Consider the following 13,495-nt stretch of genomic DNA (forward strand, 5'->3'; position numbering starts at 1 on the left):
CACGTAGCGACCGCCTGGACGACCAGGACGCCCGTCCTCCCGTAGCCACCGGGCTGGGCGACTGTCTGCGCACGTCACCCAGCGGACCGACGTCCCCCCGGATGCGGTCGGGAGCGGCGCGCTGCCCGCTGAGCGGAGCCACGTTCCGCGAAACCGGCCGTAGGCGCAGGCCGTTGGCGTCTGCCGAGGCGGCGCGAACCGTACTGCCGGTTTCATCCGGCCGATGACCCGCTCCCTCTGTGCTCCGTCGTCGGGGCTGGCACGACGAAGGCGTGCAGCTGCGGAAGGGAAAGTTCGGGCCGGTCCATACGCTCAGAGATATCAGAACATACTTTCGACTGTACTGTATTAGACGTATCGATGCTGGTCACTTAGCGTTCGGCGCATGACAGAGCGACGTGCGATTCTGAGCGGTTCGACCTTCGAGGAGCAGATCGGCTACGCCCGTGCCGTGGTGGACGGTGACTGGGTGCATGTGTCCGGTACGACCGGGTTCGACTACGCCACCATGACGATCTCCGACGACGTGGTGGAACAGGCCGAGCAGTGCCTGCGCAACATCGAGGCCGCGCTGACCGAGGCCAAGTGCACCTTCGCCGACGTGGTGCGGGTGCGCTACCTGCTGCCGGACCGCGCGGACTTCGAACCCTGCTGGCCCGTCCTGCGCCGCCGTTTCGGCGACGTCCGGCCGGCCGCCACGATGCTCGTGTGCGGTCTCGCCGATCCTCGGATGAAGATCGAGATAGAGGTGTACGCGCGGCGGACCACCGCATAACGGACATGCCCTTCTCCTGGGGCCGCCGGACGTCCTGGTAGGCGGCCTGCCGGGCTGGTCGCCAGCGTGGTCACCGCCTGGTCACCGATCTGGTCACCGGTCTCGTCGACCGGAAGCCCGCTCGGCAGGGCGTGATGTTCCCCCGGCGTCCAGCCGGGCGCGGGAGCCGGTCCCGGCCATGATCACGGGGGCGATCACGGCCGCGACGACGCCACCGTCAGGCCCTGCGGGAGCGGGCCCCCGGCCACCACCATCATGACCACGCCACCGTCAGGCCCCGCTGGAACAGGTCCCGGCCACCCTCACGACCACGCCACCGTCAGGCCCGCAGATAGGCGAGGACGGCCAGCACCCTGCGGTGGGTCGCGTCCGTCAGAGGCAGTTCCAGTTTGCTGAGGATGCTGCTGATGTGCTTGCCGATCGCGGCCTCGGAAACCACCAGCTCCTTCGCGATCGCGCCGTTGGACCTGCCTTCCGCGATCAGTGCCAGCACCTCGCGCTCGCGCGGCGTAAGGCGCTCCAGCGGATCGCGGCGGCGGCGCAGCAACTGGCGCACGACCTCGGGGTCGATCACCGTGCCGCCGGCCGCGACCTCGCGCAGGGCGCCGACGAATTCCTCGACCTGGCCGACGCGGTCCTTCAGCAGGTAGCCGACCCCCGAGCCGTCGCCTGAGTCCAAGAGCTCGGAGGCGTACGTCCGCTGCACGTACTGGCTGAGGACCAGGACCGGCAGCGTGGGCCGCTGCGTGCGCAGCCGTACCGCCGCGTGCAGCCCTTCGTCCTGGAAACCGGGCGGCATGCGCACGTCCGTCACCACGATGTCGGGGGCGTGCGCCTCGACCGCGGCGATCAGCGCCTCCGCGTCCCCCACGGCCGCCACCACCTCGTTCCCGCAGCGGGTGAGCAGGCCGATGAGGCCTTCGCGCAGCAGCACGCTGTCCTCGGCCAGCACTACGCGGAGCGGTCGGCCGCCGCTTCGGTCAACTCGCAAGGGAACTCCACCAGTAACAGGGTCGGACCGCCCGGCGGGCTGGACAGGGCAAGTCTGCCATCGAGCACCGACACCCGGTCCGCGAGACCGGTGAGTCCGCTGCCCGCCGAGGGATCCGCGCCGCCCCGGCCGTCATCGCGCACCTGAAGGAACAGGCGGCCGTCGCGGTGACCTCCGCTGACCCGCGCGCGGTCGGCCCCGCTGTGCTTGGCGACGTTGACCAGCGCCTCGGAAACCACGAAGTACGCCGCGGACTCGACCGCCCGCGGCAGCCGGCCCGGGAGTGCGAGGTCGACGTCGACGGGGACCACGCAGCGGTCCGCGGCGTCGGCGACGGCGGCCTCCAGGCCGTAGTCCGTGAGGATCTTGGGGTGGATGCCGTGGATGAGTTCGCGCAGCTCCGCGAGCGCCTTGCCCGCTTCGTCGTGGGCCTTGGCGAGTTGGTCGGCGAGCGGGCCGGGCGGGGCGTCCAGCCGGGCCAGACCGAGCGTCATCGTCAGGGCCACCAGCCGCTGCTGGGCGCCGTCGTGCAGATCGCGTTCGATGCGGCGCCGCTCCGCCTCGAAGGCGTCCACCAGACGGACGCGGGAGCGGGCCAGTTCGACCACCTTGGCGTCGAGCTCTCCCTCGCGGGAGGCGATCAGCAGCCGGGTCAGTTCGGCGCGGGCGCCCGCCACGACGCCGAGCACGTAGCCGGACAGGCCCACGAGGAGCAGGCCGAGCACGGCGACGCCGAACGCGGACGGCCACGTGGTGATCGTCCACAGCTTGAGCACCTTCGTCTCCTGCCCGTCGCCGATCGTGGCCATCAGCAGCGGAGCGCCGACCATGGACAGCGGGAAGAGCAGGGCGACCGTGATCACCAGGGCGTCGACCGGCCACAGCAGCACGGCGAACAGCAGCGCGTGCCCCAGCTCCCGCCAGGTCGCCTGCTCGCGCAGCCGGGTGGACAGCCAGGCGCGCAGCCCCGGCGCGGCCGGGTCCTGGTGCTGGCCGGAGACCGGATCGTGACGGACCAGGCGCAGTCGGCGCCGCTCCACCCGGGCCACGGGGAGCCCGCTGACGGCGACCACGGCGAGCAGGGGGAGCCCCACCACGGTGAGGGCGAGCGTCCCGCAGAGCGCCACCACCCCCACGATCGCCACCAGGGCGGCGGCGCCGGTCACCGCGCCGGTGAGCAGGTACGCGATGGAGCGCCATGGCCATGCGGACAGCAGGAAGCCCGGCCGGGACATGGCCTGCCACACGTTCCGAGGGTGCATGGGGGTCACCGTAGGCGGGCGTAGCCGTCGGGTGCCATCGGTCCAGGGCGCGCATCGAGGGTAGGCCTGGCCCTACCCCAAGTCTCGCCCCTGCCACCATGCGCCGCGCACGTGCCCTGCGGTTTCGTAGAGGCGGCGCGGGGGCGAGGAGGCGGCGCACGATGACGGCGCGGGTGGCCGAGCAGATGGCGGGCTGCGCCCGATCGGTCACAGTGTGGGCCCGGGTGCCCGGCCCCGACCGATCCCGATCGGTCCCGGACTCGGGGCGCCGTTGGCCTCTGCCGTCCGCCACCGTGGCCCGCGTGCCCGCGCCGCCCGAGAACGACGCGCTACCGCACCCGAGAACGAAGCACTCCCGCGCCCCGGAACGACACGCTCCCGCACCCCCAGAACGGCCGGTACCGCGCGCCGTTCCCCGACGTTTCCACCCCGCCCAGACGCGCGGGAGGACCGTAACCGTCACCGACACGGCACCGACCCGACACGGCACAACACCGACCCGACACCGACACGAGTGGAACCCCGAACCCCATGAGCAACGACGCGATCCAACTGCGCTCCATAACCCGGCGGTACAACCCGGGCGGCACGTCCGTCACCGCCCTCGACCAGGTATCACTCGCCTTCCCGCAGGGCACGTTCACCGCCGTGATGGGCCCCTCCGGGTCGGCAAGTCGACCCTGCTGCAGTGCGCCGCGGGCCTGGACCGGCCCACGTCCGGCTCGGTCACCGTGGGCGGCACGGAACTGACCGGGCTGAGCGAGACCGGGCTGACGCTGCTGCGCCGCGAGCGCGTCGGCTTCGTGTTCCAGGCGTTCAACCTGCTGCCCGCGCTGACCGCCGAGCAGAACGTGGCCCTGCCGCTGCGGCTGGCCGGCCGCCGCCCGAAGAAGGCGCGGGTGCGCGAGGTGCTCGAACAGGTCGGGCTCGGCGACCGGGCGCGGCACCGCCCGACGGAGATGTCCGGCGGCCAGCAGCAGCGGGTCGCCCTGGCCCGCGCCCTGATCACCCGCCCCGAGGTGCTGTTCGGCGACGAGCCGACCGGCGCGCTCGACTCGCGGACCGGCCGCGAGGTGCTGACGCTGCTGCGCGGCATGGTCGACCGGGACGGCCAGACGATCATCATGGTCACCCATGACCCCGTCGCCGCCTCCTACGCCGACCGCGTCGTCTTCCTCGTCGACGGCCGCGTCAACGGCGAGCTGAGCGGCGCCTCCGCCGAGGACATCGCGGCGCACATGACCACGATCGAGGCCGTGCCGTGCTGAGCACCGCGCTGCGCACCCTGCGCACCCGCTGGATCACCTTCGTCGGCAGCTTCGTCGCCCTCTGTCTGGGCGTGGCGCTGATCGCCGTCATGGGACTGGCCCTGGCGTCCTCGCTGGACGCGCCCGACCGGGCGCCGGAACGGTTCGCCGCCGCCCCGGTCGTCGTCAAGGGTCGGGACAGCGTCGAGGTGTCCACGCCGATCGGCGACCGTCCCCTCAAGCTCGCCCGGCCGCGTCCCGTGCCCGCCGACGTGGTCGCGACGTTGCGGCGCCTCGGGACCGTCATCGAGGACCGGTCGTTCGCCGTGCGCGCCGAGGGCGGGCCCGCCGACCTGGTGGGCCACCCTTGGTCCACCGCGGCCTTCGCGCCGTACGCGCTCGACGCGGGACGCGCGCCCGAGGCCGCGGACGAGGTCGTCGTCAGCGGTGACTGGGCCCGCCCGGGCACCCGGGTGCGCACCGGCGGCGGCACCGTGCGCGTCGTCGGCACCGTGGCCGGGCTCGGCTTCGAGAACGCCGTGTTCTACACCGACGCCCGCGCCGCCCGACTGGCGCCGCGCAGCCTCCAGCTCGTGGTCGACGCCGACGCGTCGGACGTGCGCGACGCGGTGCGCGGCAGCGCGGGCGTCCTGGTCCTCACCGGGGACGCGCGCCGGTACGCCGACCCCGACCCCGACCGGGACGGCGAGGCCCTCACCGCGATGAACGCCCTGTTTGGCACGGCCGGCGGCGTCACCGGTTTCGTATCGGTGTTCGTGGTGGCCTCGACCTTCGCGTTCGCGGTGGCCCAGCGGCGCCGCGAGTTCGGGCTGCTGCGCATCGCCGGGGCGACCCCTGGACAGCTCCGCCGCCTGGTCGTCTACGAGGCGCTCGTGGTCGGCGTGCTCGCCTCGGCCGCCGGCTGCGCCCTCGGCGCCTACGGGGCCCCGCGGCTCGCCGCGTGGGCGGTCGACGAGCGGCTCGCGCCCCGCTGGTTCACCATCGGTGACGACGTCTGGCCCTACCACCTGGCGTTCTGGACGGGGTTGGGCGTGGCTCTGTGCGGCGTGCTGGCCGCCTCCTGGCGGGCGGGGCGCACCGGCCCCACCGAGGCGCTGCGCGCGGCGTCCGTGGACACCCGGGCGATGACCGGGGGCCGCCGGCTGTTCGGCGCGGCCCTGCTGATCACCGCCGTGGTGACGCTGGCGCTGGCCCTGATGACGAACCCGGGCGAGCTGCTGCAACGCAAGACCTATGTGAGCCGGCCCATGCTGCTGATCACCGCCGCCGCGCTGCTCGCGCCGGTGCTGGTGCGGCCACTGACCAGGCTGATCACCTGGCTCCCGGCCCGGCTGCCCGGCGCGGGCGGGACGCTGGTGCGGGAGAACGCCGCCGCCGGGGTACGCCGCACCGCCGCCGTCGCGGCGCCCGTACTGGTCACGGTCGCGCTGGCGGGCTCGCTGCCGGGCGCCACCGCCACCCTCGACGCGGCGAAGGCCACCGAGGTGCGCGAGCGGACGACCGCCGACTTCGTGGTCACCGCGACGGGTGACGCCGGTTTCGACGCGGCGACGCTGCGGCGGCTGGGGACCGTGCCCGGTGCCCAGACCTCCGCGAGTTCGTCGAGCGCCGTGTACGTCCTGGAGGAGGGCGCGGGCCTCGTCAGATCCGATGCCCGGGCCGCCGAGCCGGGGCCGCTCGCGGCGACGGCGCGTCTCCCGCTCGCCGCGGGGAAGGTCAGCGATCTGGACGACGACTCGATCATCGTCAACGAGGAGTGGGAGCAGCACACCGTGGGCGAGCGGGTGGACGTGTGGCGCGGCGACGGCACACGGAAATCCCTGCGGATCGCCGCCGTCATGACCGTCGGCACCGGCGACAACGGCGTCTACGTCACCCCGCGCAACGCCCCCGCGGCGCCCGTGGACCGGGTCGACGTACGCCTCGCGGACGGCGCCGACCCGCACACCGTGGCCACCGGCCTGCGGCAGGCGGTACGGACATCCGGTGGACAGGTCCTCACCAAGGACGCCTGGATCCGGACGGCATTCCCTCAGACCGACCGGACGACCCGGATGGGCTTCGTCCTGGTCCTCGGGATCGCCCTCCTCTACACCGGAATCTCGCTGGCCAGCACGATGGTCATGGCGACCTCCGACCGGGTCCGCGACCTGGCCGTGCTGCGGCTGGCCGGCGCCACCAAGGGGCAGGTCCTGCGGCTGGTGGGCGCCGAGGCGCTGACGGTGGTCGTGGTCGGCGGACTGCTGGGAGCGCTGGTCGCCGGGCTCAACCTGGCGGGCATGGGGGGAGCGCTGAGCCTGCTCTCGGTGCGGACGTCCATCGAGATCCCGTGGGCGACGCTCGCGATGGCCGTGGGAGTCTGCGCGGTGCTCGCCGTGACCTCGGCGGTGGCTGTGGCCGGTCTCTCCCTGCGCCGTGGGGCGGTGGGGGTGGCGGGCGTGCCGGAGTGATCCTCTGGGTAGGCGCGGGGGCCGGTTCCGGCGCTGGCCCCGGCCTCGGACTCGGCCCCGGCGCCGAGCGGGCCGTTCCCTGAGGGCCGTTCGCCTGTCCCGTTCGGTGCCGTCTCCCCTTCTTCCTCGGGGTCGGTGGCGGCCCGGCGGACATGGCAAGCGGGCCCGGAGAGACGGCCGCGGCACTGTCCACTGCCGAGTCCGCGACTGCCGACCGCACGACCGGAGCCTTGCTCGAAGCTCCGCTCGGAGCCCTGCCCGAAGCTCCTCCCGAAGCTTTTCCTGGAGTCTTGCTCGAAGCTCTGCTCGGAGCCCTGCCCGAAGTGCTGTCCGGAGTTTTGCCCGAAGCGCCGTTCAGCGCCGTCCGACGCCCGACGGCGCTGAACGGGCTCACGCCTCCAGATGAAGGGCGGCGTTCATGGACGAGCAGGTGCGGAGCAAGAGGGCGGGCAGTTCGCCTGGGCGACAGTCGGGCAGCCATTCGTCCAGGGCACAGCGCCAGGCGGCCACGAAGAACTCGATGAGGAGCCGCAGTTCGAGAGGACCCTGCCGATCGTCAAGATCATTGGGCCCACTGGGACCGCTCTGCCCGTCGAGCCGGTGCGCGATCTCGGCCTGCACCTCGGCGCAGTGCCGCAGCGTGTACCCGTCGAGTGCGGCCGAGTCGGCGATCAGCCGGAGCGTGAGCGGGAAGCGCCGGTACCAGTCCTCGTCCATGCGCTCCAACGTGGCCAGCATGGCTTCGAGGAGGACGTCGGCCAGCGGCCCGGTCTTGTCGTCCGTACCGTCCAGGACTTCGAGATAGACGTCCCACAACTGCTTGACGGCGGTGAGCGCCACGTCCTCCTTGGAACGGAAGTTGCGGAAGAAGGTCCGCCGGGACACCTCCACCTGCTCCAGGAGCGCGTCCAGCGGCGTGCTGTCGAATCCGCGCTCACCGAAGAGCGTGACGGCGGTGTCGGCCAGTGCCTGGCGGGTGCGCAGCTTCTTGCGTTCGCGCAGGGATGGGGGCGGTGCGGCGTCGGTCATCGCGAGCACTTTACCAACCTGGTGCCGAGTTCGCGCATGTGCTCTACTGAAGCAAACGCCACACTGTGGCACTTTCGTGCATCACGCTGTGGCACTTTCGTGAAAGGGATTTGCCCGTGCGCGCACTCGTCGTCGACCACGCCTCACCCGGACACCTGTCACTGACGGACGTCCCCGCCCCTCGGCCCGCCGCCCACGAGGCGCTCGTACGGGTCGAGGCGGTCTCGCTGAACTTCGGTGAGGTCCATATGGCGACCCACCCGGACATGCCGGACGGCACCCAACTCGGCTGGGACGCGGCCGGTGTGGTCGCCCAAGCCGCCGCCGACGGCACCGGTCCGGCCGAGGGCGAGCGCGTCGTCACCGTCGGCCACACCGGCGGCTGGGCCGAACTGCGCGCCACCCCCGCCACCCTGCTCGGCGTCGCACCGAAGGACGCGGACCCCGGCGCACTGAGCACCATCCCCGTGGCCGGACTGAGCGCCCTGCACGCGCTGCGCCGGATGGGACCGCTGCTCGGCCGCCGCGTCATGGTCACCGGTGCCTCCGGGGGTGTCGGCCGCTACGCCGTCCAACTGGCCGCCCGCGCCGGCGCGCACGTCGTCGCCATCAGCCGCGACCCCGCCCAAGCGGACGGGCTGCGCGCCCTGGGCGCCCACGAGATCCACCCCGCGCCGGCCGCCGTGCGGCAACCCGTGTCGGCCGTCATCGACAACGTCGGCGGTCAGCACCTCGTCGACGCCTTCGCCACCCTCTCGGCCGGCGGAACCCTCATCAGCATGGGCCGCTCCTCCGAGGCCGACGCGGTGCTCCCCCCGGACGCGCTGCTGGGCACCGAAGGACGGCACGACCGCTCGATCCGCACCTTCTACCTCTTCGGCGACCCCGCCACCGACTTCTCCGCGGACCTGACCTGGCTGGCGACGGAGATCACCGAGGGCCGCCTCGACCCGGGCATCAGCTGGCGCGGCCCCTGGACGCGCCACTCCGAGGCCGTCCACACCCTCCTCGACCGCCGCCTCCACGGCAAAGCCGTCCTCGACCTGGAATGACCGGCCGGCGGGCCCGTCACCCTTGAGCGATGCCGGGGACAGCGGCGCGCTCATCGCGTCGGGGGCGTCTGGGCGAGCCCCTGTGCGACGGCTGACGGGTGTACAAGTCCTCGCCGAAGGGACGACGTATGAGCTTCCTTGGCCGAAGGCCGACGTACGCGCTTCCATGTCCGAAGGCCGATGTGCCCGCGCGGTGTCGCGGCCCGCTCGCCTGCCGGATCAGCCGGAATCGCGCCCCGGTCGCCCCGGTCGCCCCGGCCGCCCGCCCGGCCGGACGTCGGCGCCCCGCCCCCCCCGTGGCCGCTGCCACCTCCCGTACCAGCGCCTCCACCGCGCGCCCGAAGGCGTGCTCCGGGGGCGTCGCGTAGGAGACGACCAGCGCGTCGCGGGCGGGGATGACCGCGTCCGGGTGGGCGAAGGAAGCGAGGCCGGACAGGGCGAGGCCGTGGGCGTGGGCGGCGTCGACGATCGGGCGTTCGGTGCCGGGTGGCAGGGTCAGCACGGCGTGCAGGCCCGCCGCGATGCCGGTGACGCGCAGGTGGGGGGCGCCGGTGGCGAGGGCGGTGACGAGGTGGTCACGCCGCCTCCGGTAGCGCAGGCGCATGCCGCGTACGTGCCGGTCGTACGCGCCCGAGGCGAGGAACTCGGACAGGGTCAGCTGGTCCAGGACGCCGGAATCCCAGGCGCCGGCGGTTTTGGCCGCGAGTACCGGTTCCATCAGGTGCCCGGGCAGCACCATCCACGACAGCCGCAGGCCGGGAGCCAGGCTCTTGCTGGCGGTGCCCATGTAGACGACCTGATCGGGGTCGAGCCCTTGGAGGGCCCCGACGGGCTGCCGGTCGTGACGGAACTCGCCGTCGTAGTCGTCCTCCACCACCACCCCGCCGTGCGCCCGCGCCCAGTCGACGACGGCGGCCCGCCGGTCCGGATGCAGCGGGACGCCCGTGGGGTACTGGTGGGCCGGGGTGAGCAGCACCGCCCGTATGCCGTCGCGCGCCGTCAGGCCCGTCAGCTCCCGGGTGCGGGCGCCGTGTTCGTCGACCGCGAGCGGGGTGGTGCGCAGCCCCTCCCGGGTGAGCGCGTCGCGGTGGAAGCCCAGCCCGTAGGGCTCGACCGCCATGTGGCGCGTCCCCATGGCGTGCAGGGCGCGGGCCAGGACGGCCAGGCCCTGACGGAAATCGGCGCAGACGACGAGGTGGCCGGGGTCGGCCCGGACGCCGCGGGCCGGTTCACGTAAAGAGGGACGATGCGGCTCTTGTAAGGAGGGGCGGTGCGGCTCACGTAAAGGGGGGGCGGTGCGGCTTTCGTAAGGAGGGCTGGTGCGGCGGGCGCCGTCCGGGGTGCCCGCGGGCCGGGAATCTTCCGTCGGTCCCGGAGGCCGTACGGAACATCGTGGCCGAAGTGTGGGAGGGGTGGCGCGTAGAGGGGTGGTGCGTAGAGGGGTGACGCCTAGAGGGTGACGCGTACCGATCGTCACCCGTCAGAATGGTGACCGTGAACCTCGACCACGTCTTCGTCTGCGGACATCCCGCGCTCGACTTCGCCGCGACGCTCCGGGCCCGGCGCTCCGTGCGCTTCGAGATGCTGGCGGCGCCGGAGCGGCTGGACGCGTGGTACGTGGAGTCCGGGATCGTGGACTCCGTCGCGCCCAGCCGCCCGTCCGACGTCGAGCGCGCCAAGGCCGTGCGGGAGGCCGTCTACGAGCTGATCACCGCCCGGCGCCTCGGTGCGGCACTCGACGACCGGGCCCTGGACACGCTCAACGACGCCGCACGCAAGCCCTCCGCGGTCCCGCAGCTCACGAGCGCCGGGCGCCGGACCGAGGCCACCGCGGAGGAAGCGCTCTCCGCCGTGGCCCGCCAGGCGGTGGAGCTGCTGGGCGGGCCGGACGTGCCGCTGCTCAAGGAGTGCGGCAACCCCGAGTGCACCCGCGTCTACATCGACCGCTCCCGGGGCATGCGGCGGCACTGGTGCGGCATGCAGTCCTGCGGCAACAAGATCAAGGCTGCCGCCTACCGCGCCCGCAAGGGGAGCGCGCCGCCCGCCACGGCTTCCCGCTGACCGGTTCCGCGCGGGCGCGGTGTCCGGCAACGGGATTCCGAGCTGTGTGATGTCGTCACGGCTCGGGAGCGATGGGCGGGCGGCGCCACGTAGGGATCAGCTATGGCTGACGGTTGTCTCTATGCGTACGCGTGTTTTTTCCACGTGACTAGTTCGCGAGGACCCGGTAACTCACGGCCGCGTAGGGGAAGTTGCTGGTGCCCAGGGTGCCCACCACATAGGTGAGATCGCCGTTCGTGCCGGGGGCGCCGGGGCGGCAGCCGGCGTTGAAGTAGACCTCCACGCTCCGCTCGGATATGGACCGGAAGGAGCGGACAGGAACGGTCAGTTCCTGGCACGCACCGACCTTGTCCAGATCGGCCTTGATCGCGCTCCCGGTGGCGTTGGCCCCGGTGTAGAAGGTGACACCGGGGAGCCCTGCCGCGCCGGCAGGGGCGGCCCCGGTTCCGAGGACGAGCATCCCGCTCGCGAGCATTCCGCCCGCGACCGCCGCGCATTTGGTGAACACAGTCTTCATGTCTTCTCCTTGAGTTGGTGGTGTCGTGCCGGTGAGGAATGGCTCCGATGGAACGGGGGCGCGTCCCATCGGTCCCTGTTGCTTTCGGTGATGTCTTCGACGTGTCTTCGACGTGTCTTCGACGTGCCTCAGGCATGCCTTGGGCGTGCCTCGGACGGGTCTTCGATGTGCCTTCGTTGTGCCTTCGTTGTGCCTTCGGGGAAGGCGGTGAATGGCGGATCGGGCCAAGGGGGGAGCTCGTGTGTGCCTGTCCGGTCTCGTTGTGTGCCCGTTCGGTCAGGCGTCCAGGATGCTTTCGGCCGCCTCGCGCAGCGTGCGGGCGACGTCGTGCTGATCGTCGAGGTAGCCGCCCGACATCGCTCCGTCGCGCAGCACCATGAGCGCCCGCGCCACCCGTTCCGGATCGGGGTGCCCGGTCTGGCTGACGACCTCGCGCAGGACGCCGCGGAACCAGCTCCGGTGTTCGGCCACGCAGACGCGCACGGGGTGCCGCGGATCGGGGTACTCGGCGGCGGCGTTGAGGAAGCCGCAGCCGCGGAACTCCGGTCGCTCGACGCTTCCGGCGACCATGGCGATGATCTCCAGCAACGCCTCGCGTCCCCGGTGGGCGTGGACGATGGCCTCCACCGCCCGCTTCACCCTGGCGTCCCTCTCCCGCAGGTAGGCGATGACCAGGCCTTCCTTGCTGGAGAAGTGGCGGTAGAAGGTGGCCCGGGTGACACCCGCCTCCTTCACGAGTTGTTCGACGCCGACGGTGTGGATCCCCTTCGCGTAGAACAGCTCCGCCGCGACGTTCAGCAGTCGCTCGCGTGGGTGGACCGTCTCACTGGTGTCACTGGTGTCCGAAGTCATGAGCAACAGCGTACGGAGCGCCTATCGGGGGCCTCCGGCCCGTTGGTTCAGGACGTCGTCAGTAGCGGTTCGGCTTCGTCGAGGGGGGCTTCGGCAGGGGCCCGGTCACGTTTCGGTAGGGGGTAGTCGGTGGTGGGCTTGGTCGCGCCCTCAGTGCGTCGTCACCAGTGCGTCGCTTCAGTGCGTCGTTCTCGGGACGTCGTCTTCAGTACGTCGCCTTCAGTACGTCGTCTTCAGTACATCGTCACCAGTGGCTTGGTCTCGTCGACGACGTAGGTGGACAGCATCATCGTCTTCACCGTGCCGACGTTGCGGGCGTTGTGGACGGCGTGTGACGGGATGAAGAACGGGTCGCCGGTGCGCAGCCGCTGGGCGGGGCCGTCGTCGAACTCCATCAGCACGTCGCCCCGCACGATGTAGCCGACCTCCACCCCGGGGTGGCTGTGGCGGCCGGACTCCTTGTGCCGGGGGATCTCCACGACGGTCTGCACCGTCAGCCAGCCCTTGGCCGGGGACGGGTTCCGCTGGAGTTCGACCCGGGTGACGCCGGCGGTCGGGTCGCGGGGGTCGACGGGCGGCGCCGGGTGGCGGTGACCGGGGGATGCGCCCGGGGGGAGGCCGGCGGCATCCGCCGCTGACGCGGCGGCGGACAGACCAAGGATGGCTGCTGCCGCGGCGCCGCCGGAACGCACCAGAGTGCGCCGGTTGATCATCGAGTCCTCCTAGGGAGAAAGAACGGTTGTTCTGCCTTGGTCGCTACGCTACGCACTCCGCCGCGGCCCCGTACAGATGCGACTTCGGCCATGCCGACGCACCTCATGTGGCCACCCGCGCACCACCGGCCGGCCGACTGGCCGCCGTCCGTCACCGCGACCGGTCGCAGCCCGTACGCGCAGGTCGCAAGCGGTGCGGCGCGGACGGCCACGCAGGAATCGCCGCCTCCGCTCGCGAGGGTGCGCCCGGCGCGGACGCGTGGCCGGAACTGATCCCCGGATGGTGCGATCGCGGCCACCGAAACGCACGCGCACCTCGGAAACGTCGAACGTCGCGCGTGAAGGCGGAGGCGCCGAGCGGCCTTGCTCCGGCGTGGAGTTGTGGCAGGAGTGCACCCCCGGCCGGGCGGTTCCGGTGCCACCTTCGCGGCAACACCCCAACCATCGTCACCGCCTTGACCGGTGACGCGACGCGTGCGACAGTCATCGCACACCCGGCCCCTGACGATCCGGCCAGCCCGTCAC

At 72.4% G+C, this 13,495-nt stretch carries 10 protein-coding genes and 2 pseudogenes; 5 read left to right on the forward strand and 7 right to left on the reverse strand.

Translation table 11 applies throughout. The annotated features are described in order from the left end of the window. The first annotated feature begins 385 nt into the window (after positions 1-385). Entirely contained in the window at positions 386-775 is a 390-nt protein-coding gene (locus tag ABZX96_RS03845; RefSeq protein ID WP_355537302.1) for a RidA family protein, read from the forward strand. A gap of 319 nt (positions 776-1,094) precedes the next feature. Here ABZX96_RS03845 and ABZX96_RS03850 read toward each other — a convergent pair whose 3' ends face one another. Next, complete coding sequence (locus ABZX96_RS03850) at positions 1,095-1,727, reverse strand: response regulator transcription factor (protein ID WP_355537406.1); 633 nt, start codon at positions 1,725-1,727, stop codon at positions 1,095-1,097. Continuing rightward, on the reverse strand, positions 1,727-3,001 hold the full coding sequence (locus ABZX96_RS03855) for a sensor domain-containing protein (protein ID WP_355537409.1): 1,275 nt from the start codon (positions 2,999-3,001) through the stop codon (positions 1,727-1,729). The genes ABZX96_RS03850 and ABZX96_RS03855 overlap by 1 nt, the downstream gene beginning before the upstream one ends. A gap of 558 nt (positions 3,002-3,559) precedes the next feature. On the opposite strand from ABZX96_RS03855, the pseudogene ABZX96_RS03860 reads away from it, so the two are divergent. Together ABZX96_RS03860 and ABZX96_RS03865 are read left to right on the forward strand one after the other, a co-directional pair. Further along, positions 3,560-4,296 (forward strand): annotated as a pseudogene (locus ABZX96_RS03860) (ABC transporter ATP-binding protein). Then, positions 4,290-6,746 (forward strand): FtsX-like permease family protein, encoded by a 2,457-nt coding sequence (locus ABZX96_RS03865; protein WP_355537305.1) that lies wholly within the window; start codon positions 4,290-4,292, stop codon positions 6,744-6,746. The pseudogene ABZX96_RS03860 and the gene ABZX96_RS03865 overlap by 7 nt, the downstream one beginning before the upstream one ends. 390 nt (positions 6,747-7,136) lie before the next feature. Here ABZX96_RS03865 and ABZX96_RS03870 read toward each other — a convergent pair whose 3' ends face one another. Further along, entirely contained in the window at positions 7,137-7,775 is a 639-nt protein-coding gene (locus ABZX96_RS03870; protein ID WP_355537308.1) for a TetR family transcriptional regulator, read from the reverse strand. 116 nt (positions 7,776-7,891) lie between these two features. Between ABZX96_RS03870 and ABZX96_RS03875 the strand changes: the two genes are divergently transcribed. Beyond that, positions 7,892-8,827, forward strand: coding sequence for a zinc-binding dehydrogenase (locus ABZX96_RS03875; protein ID WP_355537311.1), 936 nt, complete (start codon positions 7,892-7,894; stop codon positions 8,825-8,827). Between the two features lie 307 nt (positions 8,828-9,134). Here the strand turns inward: ABZX96_RS03875 and ABZX96_RS03880 are convergent. Next, a pseudogene (locus tag ABZX96_RS03880) lies at positions 9,135-10,304 on the reverse strand (aminotransferase class I/II-fold pyridoxal phosphate-dependent enzyme); the annotation flags it as partial. A 17-nt stretch (positions 10,305-10,321) separates the two neighbouring features. On the opposite strand from ABZX96_RS03880, the gene ABZX96_RS03885 reads away from it, so the two are divergent. After that, positions 10,322-10,888, forward strand: coding sequence for a CGNR zinc finger domain-containing protein (locus ABZX96_RS03885; protein ID WP_355537314.1), 567 nt, complete (start codon positions 10,322-10,324; stop codon positions 10,886-10,888). Between the two features lie 148 nt (positions 10,889-11,036). On the opposite strand, the gene ABZX96_RS03890 is transcribed toward ABZX96_RS03885, so the two are convergent. From ABZX96_RS03890 to ABZX96_RS03900, 3 genes are all read right to left on the reverse strand, one after another. Then, complete coding sequence (locus tag ABZX96_RS03890) at positions 11,037-11,405, reverse strand: hypothetical protein (protein ID WP_355537317.1); 369 nt, start codon at positions 11,403-11,405, stop codon at positions 11,037-11,039. 276 nt (positions 11,406-11,681) lie between these two features. Further along, complete coding sequence (locus ABZX96_RS03895) at positions 11,682-12,257, reverse strand: helix-turn-helix domain-containing protein (RefSeq protein WP_355537320.1); 576 nt, start codon at positions 12,255-12,257, stop codon at positions 11,682-11,684. Between the two features lie 233 nt (positions 12,258-12,490). After that, entirely contained in the window at positions 12,491-12,970 is a 480-nt protein-coding gene (locus ABZX96_RS03900; protein WP_355537323.1) for a cupin domain-containing protein, read from the reverse strand. Positions 12,971-13,495 lie beyond the last annotated feature (525 nt).

Origin of the sequence: Streptomyces sp. NPDC003077 (assembly GCF_040611095.1) — a bacterium.
GTDB lineage: Bacteria > Actinomycetota > Actinomycetes > Streptomycetales > Streptomycetaceae > Streptomyces.